General features: G+C 41.4%; 19 protein-coding genes. 17 read left to right on the forward strand and 2 right to left on the reverse strand.

Features of this window, described 5'->3' with window-relative positions:
- Positions 1 to 70 precede the first annotated feature (70 nt).
- The 10 genes from catA (at position 71) to pcaD (ending at position 9,778) form a co-directional block, all read left to right on the forward strand.
- Positions 71 to 991 (forward strand): catechol 1,2-dioxygenase, encoded by a 921-nt coding sequence (gene catA / locus HHA43_RS07415; RefSeq protein WP_131261935.1) that lies wholly within the window; start codon positions 71 to 73, stop codon positions 989 to 991.
- Between the two features lie 74 nt (positions 992 to 1,065).
- Positions 1,066 to 2,454: a benzoate 1,2-dioxygenase large subunit gene (benA, locus tag HHA43_RS07420; RefSeq protein ID WP_131261936.1), complete on the forward strand. Its 1,389-nt coding sequence runs from the start codon at positions 1,066 to 1,068 to the stop codon at positions 2,452 to 2,454.
- A complete protein-coding gene (gene benB, locus HHA43_RS07425) occupies positions 2,451 to 2,942 on the forward strand; it encodes a benzoate 1,2-dioxygenase small subunit (protein WP_131261937.1) in 492 nt (163 codons plus the stop codon). The genes benA and benB overlap by 4 nt, the downstream gene beginning before the upstream one ends.
- Positions 2,943 to 3,035: 93 nt before the next feature.
- A complete protein-coding gene (benC, locus tag HHA43_RS07430; RefSeq protein WP_168461132.1) occupies positions 3,036 to 4,052 on the forward strand; it encodes a benzoate 1,2-dioxygenase electron transfer component BenC in 1,017 nt (338 codons plus the stop codon).
- A 38-nt stretch (positions 4,053 to 4,090) separates the two neighbouring features.
- Positions 4,091 to 4,876, forward strand: a complete 786-nt coding sequence (gene benD / locus HHA43_RS07435; RefSeq protein WP_168418273.1) for a benzoate diol dehydrogenase BenD — start codon at positions 4,091 to 4,093, stop codon at positions 4,874 to 4,876.
- Between the two features lie 59 nt (positions 4,877 to 4,935).
- Positions 4,936 to 6,156 (forward strand): benzoate/H(+) symporter BenE, encoded by a 1,221-nt coding sequence (benE, locus tag HHA43_RS07440; RefSeq protein ID WP_168418272.1) that lies wholly within the window; start codon positions 4,936 to 4,938, stop codon positions 6,154 to 6,156.
- Positions 6,157 to 6,183: 27 nt separating this feature from the next.
- The gene (locus HHA43_RS07445) at positions 6,184 to 6,870 is read left to right on the forward strand and encodes a 3-oxoacid CoA-transferase subunit A (protein ID WP_104851986.1); all 687 of its coding nucleotides are present in this window, start codon (positions 6,184 to 6,186) and stop codon (positions 6,868 to 6,870) included.
- A gap of 22 nt (positions 6,871 to 6,892) precedes the next feature.
- On the forward strand, positions 6,893 to 7,543 hold the full coding sequence (locus HHA43_RS07450) for a 3-oxoacid CoA-transferase subunit B (protein ID WP_168418271.1): 651 nt from the start codon (positions 6,893 to 6,895) through the stop codon (positions 7,541 to 7,543).
- A gap of 176 nt (positions 7,544 to 7,719) precedes the next feature.
- Positions 7,720 to 8,925 (forward strand): 3-oxoadipyl-CoA thiolase, encoded by a 1,206-nt coding sequence (gene pcaF, locus HHA43_RS07455; protein ID WP_168461133.1) that lies wholly within the window; start codon positions 7,720 to 7,722, stop codon positions 8,923 to 8,925.
- Between the two features lie 76 nt (positions 8,926 to 9,001).
- Positions 9,002 to 9,778, forward strand: a complete 777-nt coding sequence (gene pcaD, locus HHA43_RS07460; protein ID WP_168418269.1) for a 3-oxoadipate enol-lactonase — start codon at positions 9,002 to 9,004, stop codon at positions 9,776 to 9,778.
- A gap of 93 nt (positions 9,779 to 9,871) precedes the next feature.
- On the opposite strand, the gene HHA43_RS07465 is transcribed toward pcaD, so the two are convergent.
- Positions 9,872 to 11,041 (reverse strand): thiolase family protein, encoded by a 1,170-nt coding sequence (locus HHA43_RS07465; protein WP_168461134.1) that lies wholly within the window; start codon positions 11,039 to 11,041, stop codon positions 9,872 to 9,874.
- 434 nt (positions 11,042 to 11,475) lie between these two features.
- On the opposite strand from HHA43_RS07465, the gene HHA43_RS07470 reads away from it, so the two are divergent.
- A complete protein-coding gene (locus tag HHA43_RS07470) occupies positions 11,476 to 12,084 on the forward strand; it encodes a TetR/AcrR family transcriptional regulator (protein ID WP_168418267.1) in 609 nt (202 codons plus the stop codon).
- Positions 12,085 to 12,163: 79 nt separating this feature from the next.
- On the opposite strand, the gene cysK is transcribed toward HHA43_RS07470, so the two are convergent.
- The gene (gene cysK, locus HHA43_RS07475; protein ID WP_168461135.1) at positions 12,164 to 13,162 is read right to left on the reverse strand and encodes a cysteine synthase A; all 999 of its coding nucleotides are present in this window, start codon (positions 13,160 to 13,162) and stop codon (positions 12,164 to 12,166) included.
- Between the two features lie 298 nt (positions 13,163 to 13,460).
- On the opposite strand from cysK, the gene plsB reads away from it, so the two are divergent.
- The 6 genes from plsB to HHA43_RS07505 all read left to right on the forward strand — a co-directional run bounded on the left by plsB (position 13,461) and on the right by HHA43_RS07505 (position 20,979).
- The gene (gene plsB / locus HHA43_RS07480) at positions 13,461 to 15,971 is read left to right on the forward strand and encodes a glycerol-3-phosphate 1-O-acyltransferase PlsB (RefSeq protein ID WP_168461137.1); all 2,511 of its coding nucleotides are present in this window, start codon (positions 13,461 to 13,463) and stop codon (positions 15,969 to 15,971) included.
- A 191-nt stretch (positions 15,972 to 16,162) separates the two neighbouring features.
- Positions 16,163 to 16,471, forward strand: a complete 309-nt coding sequence (locus HHA43_RS07485; RefSeq protein ID WP_168542258.1) for an ArsR/SmtB family transcription factor — start codon at positions 16,163 to 16,165, stop codon at positions 16,469 to 16,471.
- 132 nt (positions 16,472 to 16,603) lie between these two features.
- Positions 16,604 to 18,346, forward strand: coding sequence for a SulP family inorganic anion transporter (locus tag HHA43_RS07490; RefSeq protein WP_168542260.1), 1,743 nt, complete (start codon positions 16,604 to 16,606; stop codon positions 18,344 to 18,346).
- 175 nt (positions 18,347 to 18,521) lie between these two features.
- Positions 18,522 to 19,718, forward strand: a complete 1,197-nt coding sequence (sstT, locus tag HHA43_RS07495; RefSeq protein ID WP_168542262.1) for a serine/threonine transporter SstT — start codon at positions 18,522 to 18,524, stop codon at positions 19,716 to 19,718.
- Positions 19,719 to 19,755: 37 nt separating this feature from the next.
- Positions 19,756 to 20,430, forward strand: a complete 675-nt coding sequence (locus HHA43_RS07500) for a YoaK family protein (RefSeq protein WP_168461142.1) — start codon at positions 19,756 to 19,758, stop codon at positions 20,428 to 20,430.
- A 15-nt stretch (positions 20,431 to 20,445) separates the two neighbouring features.
- A complete protein-coding gene (locus HHA43_RS07505; RefSeq protein ID WP_168542264.1) occupies positions 20,446 to 20,979 on the forward strand; it encodes a DUF2058 domain-containing protein in 534 nt (177 codons plus the stop codon).
- Positions 20,980 to 21,040 lie beyond the last annotated feature (61 nt).

Here is a 21,040-nt window from a genome sequence, read left to right on the forward strand (position 1 = left end):
AGCTAAATATCTCTTTATTTAAGTCCAGAGATATTCGCCACCACAGCGCACACCTCTAAGGAGTAACAAAATGGATCGTCAAACCATTGAAAATGTAGTTAAAGCTTGTAACGTGGACACTTCAGAAGGTCCAGTAAATGCACGTGTACAACAGGTACTTGTTCGTTTAGTTACAGATTTATTCCAAGCGATTGAAGACTTAGATTTAAGCCAATCAGAAGTTTGGAAAGGTATTGAAACTATCATTGATATTGCAAAAGCTGATGAGTTTGCATTGATGGGTTCTGCTGTAGGTCTTGAACACTTCCTAGACTTACGTGCTGACGAAGCTGACGCGAAAGCAGGCTTGACTGGTGGTACGCCACGTACAATTGAAGGTCCACTGTATGTTGCTGGTGCGCCTGAATCTACTGGTTTTGCTCGTATGGACGATGGTTCTGAAGAAGGCAAAATCCCTACTTTAATCATTGACGGTACAGTAACTGACACTGACGGCAACATCATTCCTGGTGCTAAAGTTGAAGTATGGCATGCAAACAGCCACGGTAACTATTCATTCTTTGATAAGTCACAAAGCCACTTCAACCTACGTCGCTCAATCTTAGCTGATGAAAAAGGTCAATATGTTGCTCAAACAACTATGCCTGTAGGTTATGGCTTAAACCCTGAAGGTCCACTTCAAGGTGTATTGAACCAAATCTCTCGTCACGGTCAACGTCCAGCACACGTGCACTACTTCATCTCTGCACCTGGCTACCGTAAGCTTACGACTCAGTTCAACATCGAAGGTGATAAATACCTTTGGGACGACTTCGCATTCGGTACTCGTGAAGGTCTAGTTGCTGAAGCTGTAGACGTAACTGACGAAGCTGAAATCGCACGTCGTGGTTTGAAAGGTCCTTTCAAATACATCCAATTCAACGTTGTTCTTCAGAAAGATAAAGAAGGCGCTCCTTCTACTGAAGTTGAACGTCGCCGCGCAAGCGCATAATTTGAATGGAATCGGGATGCAATCATTAGATTCATCCCGATGACTTCCCCTCCTTGGAAAGTCGGAGAAAGGACATGCCTCGTATTCCTGTAATTAACACCAGCCACTTAGACCGCATTGATGAGCTATTGGTTGATGATTTTGAATCTGGTGAATTTAAACTACACCGTTCAGTATTCACAGACCAAGCCCTGTTTGACCTAGAAATGAAATACATTTTTGAAGGCAACTGGGTTTATTTGGCACACGAAAGCCAAATTCCAAACAACAATGACTACTACACCACTTACATTGGCCGTCAGCCAATCATCATTGCACGTAACCGCAATGGCGAATTAAATGCCATGATCAATGCGTGTTCACACCGTGGTGCACAGTTATGTCGTTACAAGCGTGGTAACAAAGCAACTTATACTTGCCCATTCCACGGTTGGACTTTCAACAACTCTGGTAAGTTGTTAAAAGTGAAAGACCCTGCCGATGCGGGTTATTCAGATTGCTTCAACAAAGACGGTTCACACGACTTGAAAAAAGTTGCCCGTTTTGAAAGCTATAAAGGTTTCTTGTTTGGTAGCTTAAACCCAGATGTTCCTTCTTTAGAAGAATACCTAGGTGAAGCAACTAAAATCATTGACATGATTGTAGGTCAATCACAACAAGGTCTTGAAGTTTTACGTGGTTCTTCAACTTACACCTATGAAGGTAACTGGAAGTTAACTGCTGAAAACGGTGCCGATGGTTACCACGTGTCAGCAGTACACTGGAACTACGCTGCAACAACTCAGCAACGTAAAGAAAAAGAAGCTGGTGACAACATTCGTGCTATGAGCGCAGGTTCATGGGGCAAACAAGGCGGTGGTTCTTACGGCTTTGAAAATGGTCACATGCTACTTTGGACACAATGGGCTAACCCAGAAGACCGTCCTAACTTTGCCAAGAAAGATGAATACACCGAGCAATACGGTGAAGCGATGGCGAAATGGATGATCGAACGTTCACGTAACTTGTGTCTATATCCAAACGTGTACTTCATGGATCAGTTCGGTTCACAAATTCGTGTGTTACGTCCGCTGTCTGTAGATAAGACTGAAGTGACTATTTACTGTATCGCACCTGTGGGTGAAGAGCCAGAAGCACGCGCACGCCGTATCCGTCAATACGAAGATTTCTTTAACGCATCAGGTATGGCAACCCCAGACGATCTTGAAGAATTCCGTGCATGTCAAGCAGGTTACGCAGGTATCGCACTTGAGTGGAACGATATGTGCCGTGGCTCTAAGCACTGGATCCAAGGTCCAGACGATGCAGCCAACGAAATTGGTTTAAAACCAAAACTTTCTGGTATTAAAACTGAAGACGAAGGTTTATACCTTGCTCAGCACCAACACTGGTTAGAACTCATCAAACAAGGCATCGCAACTGAAAAAGAAATTGCGGCATCTACTGAAGGAGAAAACGCATGAGCGACATCACTTTAGAAAAAGTTGCACAGTTCCTTTATCAAGAAGCTCGCTTTTTAGATGATGAGCAATGGGATGAGTGGTTACAGTGCTACGCTCCTACTGCTTCTTTCTGGATGCCAGCTTGGGATGACGATGACCAATTAACTACAGATCCACAGTCTGAAATCTCTTTGATTTACTACCCAGACCGTCAAGGTTTGGAAGACCGTGTGTTCCGTATCAAAACTGAACGTTCGTCTGCAACCATGCCAGACACACGTACGAGCCACAACATCAACAACATTGAAATTGTTGAACGTGATGGCGATAAAGTGACTGTACGTTTTAACTGGAACACCTTGAGTTTCCGTTACAAAACAAACTACAGCTACTTTGGTATGTCACGCTACGAAATCGACTTTTCTGGCGACAAACCACAAATTTTAAGCAAGTACGTGGTGCTGAAAAACGATTACATCAACCAAGTAATCGACATTTATCACCTCTAAGACTGTATTGATTTACAGCTAGGTAAACCTTTCAGCCAGATGGAATTTTGGCTGAAAGGTCAAGTTTTAAAGATTTCTATAGGATATTCAGCCATGTCAAACCACAATGTTGCACTTCAATTTGAAGATGGCGTTACACGTTTTATTTCTGTTACAGATGGTGAAACACTGTCAGACGCAGCTTACCGTCAAAAGATCAATATTCCTTTGGACTGCCGTGACGGTGCATGTGGAACGTGCCGTGCGTTTTGTGAATCAGGTTCGTATGACATGCCTGAAGAAACTTATATTGAAGATGCATTGACACCAGAAGAAGCTGAACAAGGCTATATTCTTGCATGCCAATGTAAACCAACTTCAGACGCAGTATTCCAAATTCAAGCCACTTCTGATGTATGTAAAACTGAAATTCATGCATTTGAAGGTACATTGGCACGTGTTGAAAACTTATCTGACTCGACTATTACCTTTGATATTCAGTTAGATGAAGGTCAACCAGACATTCACTTCCTTGCAGGTCAATATGTGAATGTGGGTATTCCTGGTACAACAGAAACTCGTTCGTATTCTTTCAGCTCTAAGCCTGGTAACCGCTTAACTGGCTTTGTGGTACGTAACGTACCAAACGGAAAAATGAGCGAATTCTTAAGCCAAAACGCTAAAGCTGGCGACAAAATGACCTTTACTGGTCCATTTGGTAGCTTCTACCTACGTAATGTAGCACGCCCTGTGGTGATGTTAGCGGGTGGTACAGGTATTGCGCCATTTATGTCTATGCTGCAAGTGCTTGAAGAAAAAGGTTCTGAGCACCCTGTACGTTTAGTCTTTGGTGTGACCAATGACTTTGACTTAGTCGCAATTGAAAAATTAAACGAACTACAAGAAAAATTCTCTTGGTTCGAGTATCGCACTGTAGTGGCAAATCCAGAATCTGCACATGAGCGTAAAGGTTACGTGACTGGCCATATCGAAAACGAATGGCTCAACGGTGGTAATGTAGACATCTACCTATGTGGTCCAGTGCCAATGGTAGAAGCGGTACGTGGCTGGTTAGATGCAGAAGGTGTTAAACCTGCAAGCTTCCTATTTGAAAAATTCTCTGCCAACTAAGTTTGTTAGACAGTCTAGAAACATAGTCGGAGAATACAATGAATCGCTCAAAAAGATTTGAAAACAAAGTTGTAATCGTGACTGGTGCCGCTCAAGGCATTGGTCGCGGTGTGGCTTTACAAGTGGCTAGCGAAGGCGCACAAGTAGTCATGGCTGACCTTTCTCCTTATGTAGAAGAAGTGTTGGCTGAAATTGAAGAGCTTGGTGGCGATGCTGTTACTGTAAAAGCCAATCTTGAAACTTTTGCAGGCGCAGAATCTGTTGTTGCAAAAGCACTCGATACCTATGGCCGTGTCGATGTACTCATCAACAACGTCGGTGGTGCAATCTGGATGAAACCTTTCCAAGAATTTTCTGAAGAAGAAATTATCAAGGAAGTGAATCGTTCATTGTTCCCAACCCTATGGTGCTGCCGTGCCGTGTTGCCAGAAATGATTAAGAGTCAAAAAGGTACGATTGTAAACGTATCTTCTATTGCAACACGTGGTATTAACCGTGTGCCGTATTCGGCTTCAAAAGGTGGTGTGAATGGCTTAACAGCTTCTCTTGCCTTTGAACACGCCAAAGACGGTATTCGCGTCAATGCAATTGCCACAGGCGGCACTGAAGCACCACCACGCAAAGTACCACGTAATGCCAACCCGCTTTCTGAATCAGAACAAGCGTGGATGCAAGAAGTGGTAGATCAAACAATTGATCGTACTTTCTTGGGTCGTTACGGCACTATTCAGGAACAAGTGAATGCTATTTTATTCCTTGCTTCTGATGAATCATCGTACATGACAGGTACGGTTGTACCTGTAGGTGGTGGTGATCAGGGTTAAGCCAAGATCATGACCAACTTTAACAGGATCATTGCTTGATGCAAGGAGGCAAATATTCAATGAGTCACCTGTTCCAAACTTTAAAAAATGACTGGTCAATTTCAGCCACTGTTGCAGGATTCTTAGCAGTGCTGATCTCCTATTCGGGGCCATTGATCATCTTTTTTCAGGCAGCACAGCAAGCCCAAGTTTCCCCAGACATGATGATCTCATGGATTTGGGGAATTTCTATTGGTGCTGCAGTCGCAGGTATCTTTTTATCAATTAAGTATAAAGTACCTGTGGTGACCGCTTGGTCTGCACCGGGTACAGCCTTACTGGTAACGCTGTTTCCAGATATTTCTTTAAATGAAGCCGTTGCTGCTTACATCACCTCTGCCGTGGTGATTTTTTTGATTGGAATTACAGGTTATTTTGACAAACTTTTGTCATGGATTCCCAAAGAAGTTGCCGCAGGCATGATGGCGGGAATTTTGGTGCAGTTTGGTTTAGGTTTATTTACTGCAAGCGACAGCATGCCCTATATTGTATTTGGCATGTTGGCAGTATTTTTACTGGCGAAACGTTTCAGTCCTCGCTATGCAATGATTTGGGTATTGGCAGCAGGAATTGTACTGAGCTTAATGTTTGGTCAAATCAACCCAGTCAATACCAATTTTAGTTTGGCAATTCCACAGTTTATTGCGCCTGAATGGACATGGAATTCTACGCTTAACCTTGCATTACCTTTGATTTTAGTCAGCCTGTCTGGACAGTTTTTACCAGGTATGGCAATTATGAAAATCAGCGGTTATGACATGCCAGCCAAACCGATCATCAGCGCGACCAGTATTGCTTCGCTTGCGGTGGCGTGTGTGGGAGGAATTACCATTGTACTTGCCTCAATTACTGCAGCATTATGCTTAGGTAAAGATGCACATGAACTGAAAGAAAAGCGCTATATCGCAGGTGTGGCAAACGGTATTTTCTATATTTTAGGTGGGTTATTTGCAGGCAGCATCGTCATGCTATTCAGCTTATTGCCCAAAGAACTGATTGCAGCTTTGGCGGGTCTGGCACTGTTAGGTGCTATTGCCACCAATATTTCCGTTGCAATGGGTCAGGAATCACAACGTGATGCAGCCCTCATCACCTTTTTAGCAACCGCCTCTGGCATGCAGTTTTTAGGGCTAAGTTCTGTATTTTGGGGGATCTGTATTGGTTTGATCGCTCATTTGGTTTTAACCAAACGTGACAACTCAGCAGCGCCCCTACCTTCAACTCAAAGTTCCAAAAGTTAATGGACAGGCAATTGTCTAGGACACATTATGATTGATAAAAGTCAAACTTCTTTAACAGAAGTTCTTTCGCAAATTAAAGATGGTTCAACCATCATGATTGGTGGTTTTGGTACCGCAGGTCAACCAGCGGAACTCATTGATGGTTTGATTGAACTTGGCATCAAAGATTTAATTATTGTGAACAACAACGCAGGTAATGGCGACTACGGTTTAGCTAAATTACTGAAAGCGGGTGCAGTACGTAAAATCATCTGTTCATTCCCACGTCAGTCTGACTCTTGGGTGTTTGATGAGTTGTATCGTGCAGGCAAAATCGAACTTGAACTTGTGCCACAAGGTAACTTGGCATGCCGTATTCAGGCTGCTGGTATGGGCTTAGGGCCAATCTACACCCCTACAGGTTTTGGTACGTTGCTTGCAGAAGGCAAACCAACCCTAAATTATGAAGGTAAAGATTACGTTCTTGAAAACCCAATTCGTGCGGACTTTGCTTTAATTAAAGCACAGCAAGGCGACCGTTGGGGCAACTTGGTGTACCGCAAATCTGCACGTAACTTTGGCCCAATCATGGCTATGGCGGCAGATGTGACCATTGCGCAAGTTTCTGAAGTGGTAGAGTTGGGTGCGTTAGACCCTGAACACATTATCACCCCAGGTATTTTTGTTCAGCACGTTGTTGCCGTTGGCGCAAAACAACCTGAACAATCTGCATAACTGTCACGTGAAGGAGAACATCATGAGCTATACCAAATTAACACGTGATCAAATTGCTGAACGTGTGGCGCAAGACATTCCAGACGGTGCTTATGTCAACCTTGGCATTGGCTTACCAACTAAAATTTCTAACTACCTGCCTTCAGACAAAGACGTATTCTTACATTCTGAAAATGGTTTATTGGCATTTGGTCCACCACCACCTGCAGGCGAAGAAGACCCTGAACTGATCAACGCGGGTAAAGAGTTCGTCACCATGCTCACAGGCGGTTCATTCTTCCATCATGGTGACTCATTTGCCATGATGCGTGGTGGTCACTTAGACATCGCAGTACTAGGTGCATTCCAAGTCGCTGAAAATGGCGACTTAGCAAACTGGCACACTGGCGCGCCAGATGCCATTCCTGCCGTAGGTGGTGCAATGGACTTGGCCGTTGGTGCGAAAAAAGTCTTTATTACGACTGACCACGTGACCAAAAAAGGCGAAGCTAAAATTGTGGCTGAACTGACTTATCCTGCTACAGGTTTAAAATGTGTAGACCGCATTTACACAGACTTGTGTGTGATTGACGTGACAGATGAAGGCATGAAAGTGATTGAGAAAGTTGAAGGCTTAAGCTTTGAAGAGCTGCAATCTTTAACTGGCGCTAAACTGATTGATGCGACTCAATGAGTATAAATAGACAGACATCGCTATTTTAAACGACGCATTGAATAGAGATTGAACGTTCCTTCTCTTGCGCCATATATGGCTCAGGGCGAAGGTTAGGATGAAGGGAATTTCCAAACATCCTCTCCCTAACCCTCTCCTTCAAAGGAGAGGGAACTTTATAAAGAAGAGAATACTCCATGAAAAACGCATATATCGTTGATGCCATCCGTACCCCATTTGGACGTTATGCAGGTGGTTTAGCACCTGTACGTGCAGATGACTTAGGCGCTCTCCCAATCAAAGCCCTCATGCAACGCAACCCATCTGTAAATTGGGAACTGGTTGATGACGTGATTTACGGCTGTGCCAACCAAGCTGGTGAAGATAACCGTAACGTAGGTCGTATGTCTGCACTTTTGGCAGGTTTACCGTACCAAGTGCCTGCAACCACAGTGAACCGTTTATGTGGCTCATCGCTAGACGCAATTGCGATGGCTGCACGTGCAATTAAAGCAGGTGAAGCCAACTTAATTATTGCAGGTGGTGTTGAATCAATGAGCCGTGCACCATTTGTAATGGGCAAATCAGAATCTGCTTATGGTCGTAGTCAAAAAATTGAAGACACCACTATGGGCTGGCGTTTCATTAACCCAAAACTTAAAGAAATGTACGGCGTAGAAACTATGCCGCAAACCGCTGAAAATGTAGCGGAACAGTTCAATATTAACCGTGCCGATCAAGACTTGTTTGCTTTAACCAGTCAACAACGTACAGCAGCTGCACAAGCACGTGGTTTCTTTGATAAAGAAATTATTGCAGTGGAAATTCCACAACGTAAAGGTGAACCTGTAGTTGTGTCTGCAGACGAGCACCCACGTGCATCAACCACAGCAGAAGCTTTGGCAAAATTGAAGCCTGTAGTAAAAGCTGAAGGTACTGTTACTGCGGGTAATGCTTCAGGCATTAACGATGGTGCCGCTGCCCTACTGATTGCATCTGAAGAAGCGGTAGCACAACACGGTTTAAAACCACGTGCCAAAATTATTGGTTCGACTGTTGTGGGTGTTGAACCACGCATTATGGGCTTTGGTCCTGCGCCTGCCATTAAAAAATTATTGGCACAAACAGGTTTGACCATTGAACAGATGGACGTGATTGAACTGAACGAAGCCTTTGCTGCTCAGGCGTTGGCTTGTACCCGTGATTTAGGTATTGAAGATGGTTCAGAAAAAGTCAATCCAAACGGTGGCGCAATTGCTCTAGGTCACCCATTAGGTGCATCAGGTGCGCGTCTGGTGACGACTGCACTGAACCAACTTGAACAAACAGGCGGTAAATACGGTCTATGTTCAATGTGTATTGGTGTCGGTCAAGGTATTGCTTTGATCATTGAACGTGTTTAATCGCTGAATGCTCTTTCCTCCCTCCTTGATTCAAGGAGGGATCGAGAGAGGATTAAAAAAGCCTAGGATATAAAAAATGCCAACATTTACATCAAATGATGCACAAATCAATTACCAAACTTTTGGTGATGCTGCAAAACCTGCACTGATTTTTTCAAACTCGCTCGGAACCAACTTCAAAATGTGGCAAGCACAGATTGATTTTTTCCAGCAAGATTTCTTTGTGATTTGTTATGACACCCGTGGTCATGGTGCTTCATCTGCGCCACAAGGGCCATATAGCATTGATCAATTGGGTCAAGACGTTGTAAATCTACTTGACCACTTGAATATTGAAAAAGCGGCTTTCTGTGGTATTTCCATGGGTGGTTTGACAGGTCAATGGTTAGCGATTCATCGTCCAGAGCGCTTTAATCAGGTGGTGGTGTGTAATACTGCAGCAAAAATTGGTCAGGAACAGGCTTGGAATGACCGTGCTGCATTGGTACGTGAACAAGGTCTGCAACCGATTGCATCTACTGCAGCATCACGCTGGTTTACTGAACCCTTTATCCAAAGCAACGCGACAGTGGTCAACAATCTTCAAAACGACTTGGCAGCTGGCAGCGCCGAAGGTTATGCGAGCTGTTGCGAAGCTTTGGCTAAAGCGGATGTACGCGAACAACTCAAAGACATTACTGTGCCTGTTTTAGTGGTTGCTGGTCAGCAAGACCCTGTCACTACAGTTGCAGATGGTCAGTTTATGGTTGAACGTATTACCAACAGCCAATTGTTTGAAATCAATGCATCGCACATTTCTAATGTGGAATTGCCAAATGAATTTAACCAAGCGGTGAAGCAATTTATCCAATAATTGCCACTTTAAAAAATATAGATTATTCAAAATAGAGCTCTTTCGAGAGCTCTATTTTTTTATAGAGGAATACGCAAATTAGACAGACTGGGCTTAAACTAGCTCCACAGCAATTGCTGTTGCTTCACCGCCACCAATACACAATGACGCAATGCCTTTTTTCGCACCAATTCGTTTAAGTGCATGAATGAGCGTCACAATAATACGTGAGCCTGAAGAACCCAAAGGATGCCCTAAAGCACACGCTCCGCCCTGAATATTCACTTTAGCAGGGTCTAAATCGAAGGCATCTATTGCCAACATCGTCACCATGGCAAAGGCTTCGTTAATTTCCCATAAGTCTACATCTGCAACAGACCAACCTGCTTTATCTAGCACTTTTTGAATCGCGCCTACAGGAGCAATGGTAAACTCAGAGGGATGCTGTGAATTAGTCGCGTATGCCACAACCTTCGCCAATGGCTGCAATCCACGTTCTGCTGCAACTGTATCTGAGGTAATGACTAACGCGGATGCACCGTCTGAAATTGAACTGGCATTGGCGGCTGTAATCGTGCCATCTTTTTTAAATGCAGGACGTAAACTGGCAATTTTATCGACCTTAGCATTTAAAGGCTGCTCATCCTGATCAATTACTACCTCACCCTTACGGCTTGTTACGGTCACAGGTACAATTTCATTTTTAAAATAACCGTTTTGAATCGCATCTACCGCACGATTTAAAGAGCGAATGGCATATTCATCTTGTTGTTCACGGGTGTAATTTTTCTTGTCTGCCATTTCTTGCGCCAATACACCCATCGACAAGCCTGTTTCAGCATCTTCTAAACCTTCCTGAAACATGTGGTCTGTGACTTTGCCATGCCCCATGCGAAAGCCCGCACGTGCTTTATCTAACAAATACGGCGCATTTGACATAGACTCCATACCACCTGCAACCACAATTTGCGCTGAACCCGCCTGAATTGCATCTGCAGCCTGCATCACCGCTTTCATCCCAGAACCACAAATTTTATTGATGGTGGTTGCACCTGTGCTGTCGGGTAAACCTGCCTGACGCATCGCCTGACGCGCAGGCCCTTGTTTTAAACCTGCTGGCAGTACACAACCAAAAATTACTTCATCAATATCTGTTGCACATAAGCCTGAACGGGCAACCGCTTGCTGAATCGCGACAGCGCCTAAATCGGGTGCAGTACAACTGGCCAATGAACCTTGAAATCCGCCCATTGCGGTACGTACAGCATCTACAATGACAATCATTTTTTATTCCCTTATTACCGTCTTTTTAAGTTCTTCGCGTAAAAGCCACACTTTAATTCGCTTTTAATAACATCCCTGTGGGTTTCAAAGTAAATCACGTTAAATGTAAATCAAAAGATCAACTGATATTCAGGCAAATGGCTGAATTATGAGCTTGATTAGCGTTTAGCTTTTACTGCTACTCCCAGAAAAATAGAATAAAACGTTATAGAATCCAATTTTATTTCACCAAAATGACCTCTTTGGTTCAGTTTTATTGACAACAAATTTCAGTTATGGATTGTGCTATTTTTCACGTAATCCGTCATCCGTAAATACATAGGTATTTTTAACCAATCATTTGTATCGGGTTTCAAGACCTTGGTGCTATTTGCAAGCATACAAAACTGTTTTAGACTGCAACTTTGTTAGATTTGTTGTATTTGGACTATTCAATGACGACCCTACGCCAAGAAAATTTCCGACGTCGCAAAGAGAAAATTTTGGCAATGGCTGAAATTTTATTACTTGAAAATCATAATGAGATTACGCTAAGTGAACTGGCTGCAGAATTAGACATCGCCAAAGGCACAATTTATAAATATTTTAAGAGCAAAAACCAGCTGTATTTGGAACTGATTATTTTAAATGAACAGCGCTTGCTGGAAATTTCCAAAAAATATCGTGACCATTTTAAAACTTATGTATCGCAATACATGCTGTATAACATGCTCAATTCCAATCGCACGATTTTACTGCATTCCATTGAAGAGCGACTGACCAATAACGAGCGTAAACTGAATGAGTTGTTTGAACAACTGTATGATGTACGTGAGCAACGGATTCTAGAAATTAAAGATATTACACAAGCTTATCTGGAATCATTTAACAGTGCCATGTCTATTCGTGATTATCTGTCTTATATTTGGACAGTGACTTATGGTGCTTCGTTATTACTCAATTCTACGCATTATCAAAAAGCGATCGGTTCACGTGAGCGTTTAATTAAGTTGTATATCAATCAAGCGCTAATGACGCCAGATAAAGTATCTTCTATTGCTTAGCCATACTCTAGGAACAAAAAAAATCCCAAAGTCAAAACTTTGGGATTTTTTTATAGGATTCTGACTGTCTGAAGACACATCATTCTGCACTAATATCTTCAAATAAAACTGAAGATAAATAACGCTCACCGCTATCAGGTAAAATCACCACAATATTTTTCCCTGCATTTTCAGGGCGTGCTGCCAGTTTTGCTGCTGCTGCCATAGCGGCACCACTTGAAATACCCACTAAAATGCCTTCATGCGTTGCTGTTTTACGTGCCCAGTCAATGGCTTCAGCACTTTCAATGGCAATGACTTCATCAACCAAGTCTAAATCTAGGTTCTTTGGAATAAAGTTTGCACCAATGCCCTGAATTTTATGTGGTGCAGGTGTAATTGCCTCACCACGTTTCGTTTGCCCAATAATTGGAGATTCGGCTGGTTCAACCGCAACCGTATGCAATGCCTGACCTTTCACTTTCTCAAAATAGCGAGAAATACCTGAAATAGTTCCACCTGTACCCACACCTGCCACCAGAATATCGACCTTACCGCCTGTTGCTGCCCAAATTTCTGGGCCTGTGGTTTCTTCATGGATTTGTGGATTGGCAGGGTTATTGAACTGCTGTGGCAAATAATACGTTTCAGGCTGTTCAGTCGCCAAACGCTCTGCTTCTTCTACTGCACCTTTCATGCCTTTAGCAGGTTCTGTCAGTACCAAATTTGCCCCCAAAGCTTTCAATACTTTACGGCGCTCGATACTCATACTTGCAGGCATAGTCAGGGTAATGTCATAACCTTTAGCTGCTGCCACAAAAGCCAATGCAATACCTGTATTACCGCTGGTTGGCTCTACAATATGCATCCCCGCTTTTAACACACCACGTTTTTCTGCATCGGCAATTAAAGCAGCACCAATACGGCATTTCACTGAAAATGCTGGGTTACGGCTTTCAACTTTCGCCAAAACTGTTGCACCGCCTGAAATTAAACGGTTAATACGTACCAATGGTGTATTACCAATGGCTTCTGCGTTGTTGCTATATACTGCAATGCCTAAATTTTCTGGTATTGGAAAAGCTGCATCTGTGGTCATGTTGTTCCCTAAATTCGTTATATACAAGATAAGATTCAATTTATCATACATTTTTATCTAAATTTTTGGTGAAGTTTAGCCAAAAATGTTTTATACAAAAAAATGATTAGCTTTCAAAATAATGCGAATTAGAATGTGCTCAGAGTTTCTTGTTAGTTCGTCTAGTCGTTAAATTTTCAGTTAAAATTCCAAGTCTGAATGATTCTTTGACTAAATGCCGATTTTATCGGCAGTATTGTTTGAAATTCACTATTTATTTTTTGACAATAGCCGCATATATGCCAATGTAGGGAATGCAATGTCTAATAAAAGTTACAGTCGTTTCTATCGTAATTTCACACAAAAAATCCTAGATAAGATTGTGACGCCACAAGTATTAGGCTCCACCGCTGAATTAGAACATCACTATGCACAGCGTTCCGATCAAACCCAGTTTTGTTACGTCCTACAAGATGCTTCGTTAAGCAATACCGTATTAATAGATCAACAAGCACAATCCCGTGGTTTACCTTCTGTCTATGCGCCTCTACAAATAGCCGAGCATAAAGAAGAAAACTCAATTTTGGTACTGAATGAGAAAAAGCCTCAGCAATATGCTTATCGTTATTCTGCAAAATTAATTCGATTGATTGAAACCCTACAGCAACATCCTGAACAAGATGTGATGTTCGTACCTGTCACCGTGCTTTGGGGACGTTCACCCGAATATGAAGATTCTTGGCTGAAAGCCCTATTTGCCGATGCGTGGTCTACGCCCAACACACTTAAACAAACCATTAATATTTCACTGTATTCACGTGATAACTACATTGAATTTCATAAAGCAATTTCCTTACGCCAATTAATTGCACAAGCGACGCAAGAACAACCACATTTATCACCAGCACACTTTATTGAACAGCGGCTTGAGCATAATTTTAATCAGCACAAAGCCGCTATTTTGGGCCCCGACTTGTCTGACCGCCGTAATTTAATTAATGCTTTAATGAAAAGTGCAGCGGTACAACAAGCCATTCGTAAAGAAAGTATCGAACAAAAAGTAAGTATGTTTGAGGCTGAAAACCGAGCCAAAAGCTATTTAACTGAAATTGTATCTGACTTTTCTTATTCGACCTTACGCTTTGCAGAACTGGCGCTAACTAAGTTATGGACGCAACTTTATGACGGTATTGAAGTGCATAATTTTGACACGGTACGAGAACTGGCCAAAGATTATGAAATTGTCTATACCCCTTGCCATCGTAGTCACATAGACTATTTGTTGTTGTCTTATGTCATTTTTAATCGTGGCTTAATGGTGCCGCACATTGCAGCGGGTATCAATTTAAACTTACCTATTGTTGGTCAATTGATGCGCGGTGCAGGCGCATATTTTATACGCCGTACCTTTAGCGGCAATGAACTATACACTTCTGTATTTAAAGAATATTTGCATAGCTTGTTGTCACGTAATACCCCACTCGAATACTTCATTGAAGGTGGACGTTCACGTACAGGTTTGTTATTGCCACCCAAAAAAGGCATGTTGTCGATGACTATCCAAAGTCATTTACGTGGTGCGACTAAACCAATTGCCTTTATTCCGACCTATTTTGGCTATGAAAAGCTGCTTGAAGGCACATCATATTTAAATGAGCTGAATGGTAAACCCAAAGAAGCTGAATCTTTATGGGGTATTTTAAATTCTGCCCGTAAAATTGAAAAAGTCTTTGGGCAAGTTTATGTGAACTTTGGTGAACCTGTATTTTTAGATGATGTACTGGCAGAAAATCAGGCAAAAGACCTCAAATTAAATATTAATGATGAATTGCCAACTTCCGTAATTCACACGGTAGATCATACCGCACATGCCATTTTAGAAAATATTAATAAAGCGGTGGTGATTAATCCAATTGCACTAATTTCTCTCATTTTACTCAATGCAGATCAACATGCGCTCACTGAGCAAGCCTTACTGCATCGTATCGAGTCATACCGTCAATTACTCAAACAATTATGCTATGACCCACGCATGATTATTACTCATCTTAATTCACAAGAAATTATTGAATATGCTTTAAAGCTTAAACAAGTTGAGCGCTATAACCAAGATGGCGTAGAGCAAATTCGGGTTGCAGAAAGCCAAAAAATCTTACTGAGTTATTTTAGTAATAATATTTTGCATTGCTTTATTGTGCCTGCATGTGTGGCATTAATTATTGAGCAAATGGCAGAACAAAAACATAATTTGACTGCTGCAGATTTAATGCAAAAAATGCAGCATCTTTATCCTTATTTAAATCAAGAGTTTTTCTTGGCGTGGACACAACAAGAATTAACTCAGGAAGTTGAAAAAATTCTGGCTTATTTTAATCAGCAAGATTGGATTCAAATGCTAGATGAACAGATTATGCCATCTGAATCACCTGAAAAACAGCAAGCGCTTTTAGCTTTGGCAGAACTAGCAAAACCAAGTTTGAATAATTTTGTGCTCATTCAAAGTTTATTACAGCGTTATAGTCCACATTTACCTTTAAACCTGAAAGTGTTAGAGAAAATGGCTAAAACTGTGTTACAGCGTGCAGCACATACACAACAATTTAAATCGGGCTATTATTTTGACAATGCGACATTAAGAAGCTTTATTGGCAGTTTGGATCAACAAGCGCTGCTCCAGCAAACGGCTACACAAATCACGCTCGATCCGAGTTTTGGTTCCAAAATGGCAGATTATTTCTCATGGTATAACCCTGCTGTGCATCAGCTTCTTGAAGCATCTAGCGAATTTACCGAAAAAGAATTAAAGAGCTTTGAACAATTGAAAAAGTAAGTTTATTGTAACTGCTCAAGTTTTTTACTTTTATTTTGATTAAAATGTCAGCCCCTTATTTATGGTGGCTGATATTTTATCTCAAATGATATTTGTTCTCATAAAATAAGTTATAATGAATGTTATATAATTTTCTTCCACTCCCGCCTAATGTCCGCATTGGGTTTACAGCCAATTAAGAGAAAAATGCAATGAACGATGGTCTTGAAATCACCTCAATGCGTGAATCTGCGGATACCGTTGTTGGAATTTTAAAATCCTTAGCAAATAGCGACCGTCTTTTAATTCTGTGCCATTTATCTCAACAAGAGTTAAATGTGTCTCAAATTGAAGAAATTACTCAAATTCATCAACCTACACTTTCACAACAGTTGATGATGCTACGTAAAAGTGATGTGGTAAATACACGCCGAGAAGGCAAACAAATTTTTTATTCCATTAAAGATAAAAAAATGGTCACAGTGCTCAACACACTGTATGCCCTGTATTGCCCGCGATAACTTGTAATTCCTACTTGAAAATATATTTCTCAAATTTATTTATCTAAAAGCACCTTTTCCTTCATTTGAATACAAAGACTTCTTTGCATTTTTTGTTCATAATATATCTAAATTTATGATTTAGATTTTAATATGTCAGATTTCAATTCACGTTTGGCTCGTGTACTGCCTGCTTGGCGCTGGTTGCGTAAATATAATGCAGACACATTGAAATCTGACTTGCTGTCTGCATTTATTGTTATTGCGATGCTTGTGCCACAAGGTATGGCTTATGCCATGCTGGCAGGTTTGCCACCAGTCATGGGGCTATATGCCAGTGTAATCCCTATGCTGATGTATGCCTTAGTCGGTGGTAGTCCAACCCTCTCCATTGGCCCAGTCGCCATTATTTCAATGATGACCTTTGCCACTTTAAACCCATTATTTGAAGTTGGTTCAGCCGAATATATTCAAGCTGCTTGTTTATTGGCCGTTATGGTGGGTTTAATCTCTCTGTTACTTGGGGTTTTACGCTTTGGTTTTTTAATTCAGCTGATCAGCCACCCCGTGATTAAAAGCTTCATTATTGCTTCTGCCCTTATGATTGCAATTGGTCAGCTGAAATTCGTATTAAATATTCCACTACAAGCCAGTAATTTACCCCAGTTTTTATATAGCCTTTGGCAATATATCGGACAGACACATTTATATAGTGTGATTTCAGGCATTGCAGCAATTTTATTTCTTATTTATGCCCCTAAAATCATCAACAGCAATGCCATTCGTGAACGCATTCGGGGTAGCGGCTTTATTTTAAAAGCCTTGCCTTTGGTATTGGTTATCGGCTCTATTGTTTTGGTATTTTCCTTTAATCTGCAACAGGTCGGCATTAAAACAGTTGGGGAAATTCCTTCAGGATTTCCACCCATTCAACTGCCTGAGTGGAATCTAAATCTGATCATGCAGCTACTGCCAGGCGCAGCCATGATTGCCATGATTAGCTTTGTAGAGTCGCTGTCTATTGCACAAGCCACAGCCTTACAACAACGTAGTCATTTAAACAGCAATCAGGAGTTAATTGCCTTAGGTTTAGCTAATTTTGGTGCGGGTGTTAGTTCATCGTTCCCGGTTACAGGTAGTTTGTCACGTACCGTTGTCAATGCAGATGCCGGCGCAAAAACGCCAATGGCGGGCGTATTTACTTCCATCGTGATTGTAATTGTAAGCTTGTACTTCACAGGTTTCTTTCGTGATTTGCCGCTTGGAGTCCTTGCAGCGACCATTATGGTTTCCATTTGGAAATTAGTTGAGTTTAAGTCTTTCCGTGAAAGCTGGCGTTATTCAAAAGCAGATGGTTTGGCTATGTGGGTCACCTTCTTTGGCGTCGTACTCATTGATATTTCTACAGGCCTAATTATTGGGATAGTCTCTACTTTTATTTTAATGTTGTGGCGAATTAGCCGTCCGCATATTGCAGAAATTGGTTTACTTGAAGGAACACAACATTTTCGCAATATTCAGCGCCATCAAGTCCGCACTGCTACGCATGTATTGTCTATGCGCATTGATGAAAACCTGACTTTTTTAAATGCGAATACCTTAAAAGGCTTTTTTATTAATCAAGTCAGTCAAAACCCGCAACTCAAGCATGTGGTCGTCAACTGCTCGAGTATCAGTAGCATTGATTTAAGTGCTTTAGAGATGCTTGAAGATTTAAATGCAGAACTGAAAAAATTAAATATCTGTCTGCATTTTTCAGAAATCAAAGGCCCTGTAATGGACAAGTTACAGCATTCCAAACTATTACAACAGCTCAGTGGCAAAGTTTATTTATCGCATTATTTGGCTATGCAGGAATTAGCACCTGAGCTGACACAAAGCGTATCATCAAGTTGATAAGCCAAATTTTGGAGCTTATTTAACTGTTATATGAACTTTAACATCTATTAAAAAAAATGGTTTCTTAAATATCATTTTCAAAAATAGGTACTTAATTTTTATATCAAAATTATTTTTAAGCGAGTGATTGTTTCAGTATAAAATAGCCGTTTTTCTTTTACTTTGCGTTCTTATGTTTTCAGCTTTTCTGCGTTTGAGCTTAGTCTCCCGAATTATGATTGCAATTGTGCTGGGTGTGGCCGTTGCAATTATATTTCCTGAATCTGCCGCTTATTTAAGCCTGTTAGGGGACTTATTTATTAAAGCCCTTAAATCTGTTGCACCAATTTTAGTGTTTATTTTGGTCATGGCATCTATTGCCAATTTTAAAATTGGTAGCAGCAATGCCTACATTAAACCGATTATGTTGATGTATGCGATTGGCATGTTTTTAGCCGCCCTCAGCGCAGTAATAGCCAGTGTTTTATTTCCAAGCACTTTATTTTTAGATGTAGCCACTCAAGCTGACCTCACTCCTCCTGGTAGTCTTGCAGAAATTTTGAAAAACTTATTACTTAGCTTTGTGGCAAACCCTGTCGTGGCAATTGCTGAGGCAAACTTCATTGGTATTTTGGCTTGGGCTGTCGCTTTAGGCATTGCTTTTAGACACGCCACAGAAACCACCAAAGTATTTTTAACCGATGCTGCCAATGCAGTAAACCGTGTAATTCGCTTGGTAATTAACTTTGCCCCTTTCGGTATTTTTGGCTTGGTTGCTGTTACATTTGCCGATGCCGGATTAAGTACACTTGCAAGCTATGCCCAATTACTGGCTGTACTGCTCGGCACGATGTTCTTTGTCGTATTGGTGATTAATCCAATTATGGTAGCTTTTGTAACTCGGGCTAATCCATATCCCTTGGTATTGCAATGTTTAAGAGAAAGCGGCATTACTGCATTTTTCACACGCAGTTCGGCAGCAAACATTCCTGTGAATTTAGATTTGGCAAAGCGTTTGGGCGTGCAAGAATCGACTGCAAGCGTTGCAATTCCGTTAGGTGCAGCAATTAACATGGCGGGGGCTTCGGTTACCATCACCGTGCTGACCTTAGCTGCAGTGAATACTTTAGGCATTTCAGTTGATTTTAGTACCATGCTAATCTTATCTGTCGTTGCAACAGTGTCTGCATGTGGCGCATCAGGGGTTGCAGGTGGTTCATTACTGCTCATTCCTGTAGCCTGTGGTTTATTTGGAATTTCGTCAGATATTGCCATGCAAGTTGTCGCAATTGGCATGGTGATTAGCGTATTGCAAGATTCTACTGAAACTGCATTAAACTCCTCTACCGATGTGTTATTTACTACTGCGGTTGACCGTGGTTTGAGTTAAGATACAATGAGTTAGAAAACTCATTCAATCTTCAATTATGCCTTTTCAAACTTTACCTCTTTGGGTGCAACTCGGTGCATTTTTTCTGGCAGTGAATGCTGGAATTATTAACGTGCTCGGACTGGTGACCGTGTTGCATCAGTCCGTCTCACACATGACTGGAAACGTCAGTATTTTGGCCATGGCGATGATTGACTGGAAGCCTGATCAAATGATTTTTTTGTTTCTGGTTATTCTATGTTATGTGATTGGTTCATTTTATAGTGGGGTAATTTTAGGCAATAGCCATTTCCGCCTAGGCCGTCGCTATGGCCTGCCTATGAGTTTAGTGGCATTTTTTATTTTAATTTGCTGGGCACTGTTACCCTATTTCCCACGTTATGCACTGCTTTGGGCTTCGGTGGCGATGGGCATACAAAATGCCATGATTAGCTATTATAAAGGCACCATCATTCGCACGACACATTTATCTGGAGTACTGACCGATTTAGGCTTGGCGCTCGGCTACCGTGTACGTGGTTTAGCCGTTGAAAAACGACGTATTGTTTTACACTTGCTAATTTTACTGGGTTTCTTTGTAGGTGGTTTGCTTGCTGCAGCCATTTACCCATCATTTAAACTCAATTCTTTTCTAGTACCTGCAGGACTCAGCCTTAGCCTGAGTTTGGTGTACTGGATCATTTATTTTCGCTATCGACATATTCAACATTAAGTTTTGGAAATTATCATGGTTAAAAACGCACTACAGGCACAATTGCTGAAAGCAGGTTTAGTCGATAATAAAAAGGCAAAAAAACTGTCTAAACAAGCCGTACACGAACAACGCACAGGCGAAAGTAAAGATGCTGAAGTAAAAGCTAAAATTGCACAGGCACAGCAGGAAAAGTTAGCGAAAGATCAAGCTATTGAGCAAGAAAAGAAAGCGGCTTTGCAGGAAAAAGAACTGAAAGCAGCCATTATGCAAATGATCAGCCAACATAAAATTCGCGATACAGATGGCGAAGTTGCTTATCAATTTTTAGATGGCAAAATTAAAAAGGTATATATCAACCAACAAATTTATAATGCCCTTGTTGCAGGTAGTTTGGTGGTTGCCAAAGAACAAGACAACTATGCTTTCTTACCTAAAGCGCTGGCAGATCGTATTAACAGTAAAATGCAGGGTTTCATCATCGTTAATAATTCCGAGAAAAATGAAGCAACCACCGATGAAGATGATCCATACGCAGCTTATGTGATTCCTGATGATTTAATGTGGTAAATCTGAGCATTTACGATTTAAAAGCCAGTATATTTACTGGCTTTTTTATGAAATTAAACTT

The sequence above is a fragment of the Acinetobacter sp. A2 genome (assembly GCF_012371325.1).
Taxonomy (GTDB): Bacteria; Pseudomonadota; Gammaproteobacteria; order Pseudomonadales; family Moraxellaceae; genus Acinetobacter.

Coding starts and splice junctions, on each gene's coding strand:
- benE (WP_168418272.1), top strand. CDS start 4,936: ATGAGTCACCTGTTCCAAACTTTAAAAAATGACTGGTCAATTTCAGCC.
- pcaD (WP_168418269.1), top strand. CDS start 9,002: ATGCCAACATTTACATCAAATGATGCACAAATCAATTACCAAACTTTT.
- pcaF (WP_168461133.1), top strand. CDS start 7,720: ATGAAAAACGCATATATCGTTGATGCCATCCGTACCCCATTTGGACGT.
- HHA43_RS07500 (WP_168461142.1), top strand. CDS start 19,756: ATGCCTTTTCAAACTTTACCTCTTTGGGTGCAACTCGGTGCATTTTTT.
- cysK (WP_168461135.1), bottom strand. CDS start 13,162: ATGACCACAGATGCAGCTTTTCCAATACCAGAAAATTTAGGCATTGCA.
- catA (WP_131261935.1), top strand. CDS start 71: ATGGATCGTCAAACCATTGAAAATGTAGTTAAAGCTTGTAACGTGGAC.
- HHA43_RS07485 (WP_168542258.1), top strand. CDS start 16,163: ATGAACGATGGTCTTGAAATCACCTCAATGCGTGAATCTGCGGATACC.
- HHA43_RS07445 (WP_104851986.1), top strand. CDS start 6,184: ATGATTGATAAAAGTCAAACTTCTTTAACAGAAGTTCTTTCGCAAATT.
- HHA43_RS07470 (WP_168418267.1), top strand. CDS start 11,476: ATGACGACCCTACGCCAAGAAAATTTCCGACGTCGCAAAGAGAAAATT.
- benB (WP_131261937.1), top strand. CDS start 2,451: ATGAGCGACATCACTTTAGAAAAAGTTGCACAGTTCCTTTATCAAGAA.
- HHA43_RS07490 (WP_168542260.1), top strand. CDS start 16,604: ATGTCAGATTTCAATTCACGTTTGGCTCGTGTACTGCCTGCTTGGCGC.
- benA (WP_131261936.1), top strand. CDS start 1,066: ATGCCTCGTATTCCTGTAATTAACACCAGCCACTTAGACCGCATTGAT.
- HHA43_RS07450 (WP_168418271.1), top strand. CDS start 6,893: ATGAGCTATACCAAATTAACACGTGATCAAATTGCTGAACGTGTGGCG.
- HHA43_RS07505 (WP_168542264.1), top strand. CDS start 20,446: ATGGTTAAAAACGCACTACAGGCACAATTGCTGAAAGCAGGTTTAGTC.
- sstT (WP_168542262.1), top strand. CDS start 18,522: ATGTTTTCAGCTTTTCTGCGTTTGAGCTTAGTCTCCCGAATTATGATT.
- plsB (WP_168461137.1), top strand. CDS start 13,461: ATGTCTAATAAAAGTTACAGTCGTTTCTATCGTAATTTCACACAAAAA.
- benC (WP_168461132.1), top strand. CDS start 3,036: ATGTCAAACCACAATGTTGCACTTCAATTTGAAGATGGCGTTACACGT.
- HHA43_RS07465 (WP_168461134.1), bottom strand. CDS start 11,041: ATGATTGTCATTGTAGATGCTGTACGTACCGCAATGGGCGGATTTCAA.
- benD (WP_168418273.1), top strand. CDS start 4,091: ATGAATCGCTCAAAAAGATTTGAAAACAAAGTTGTAATCGTGACTGGT.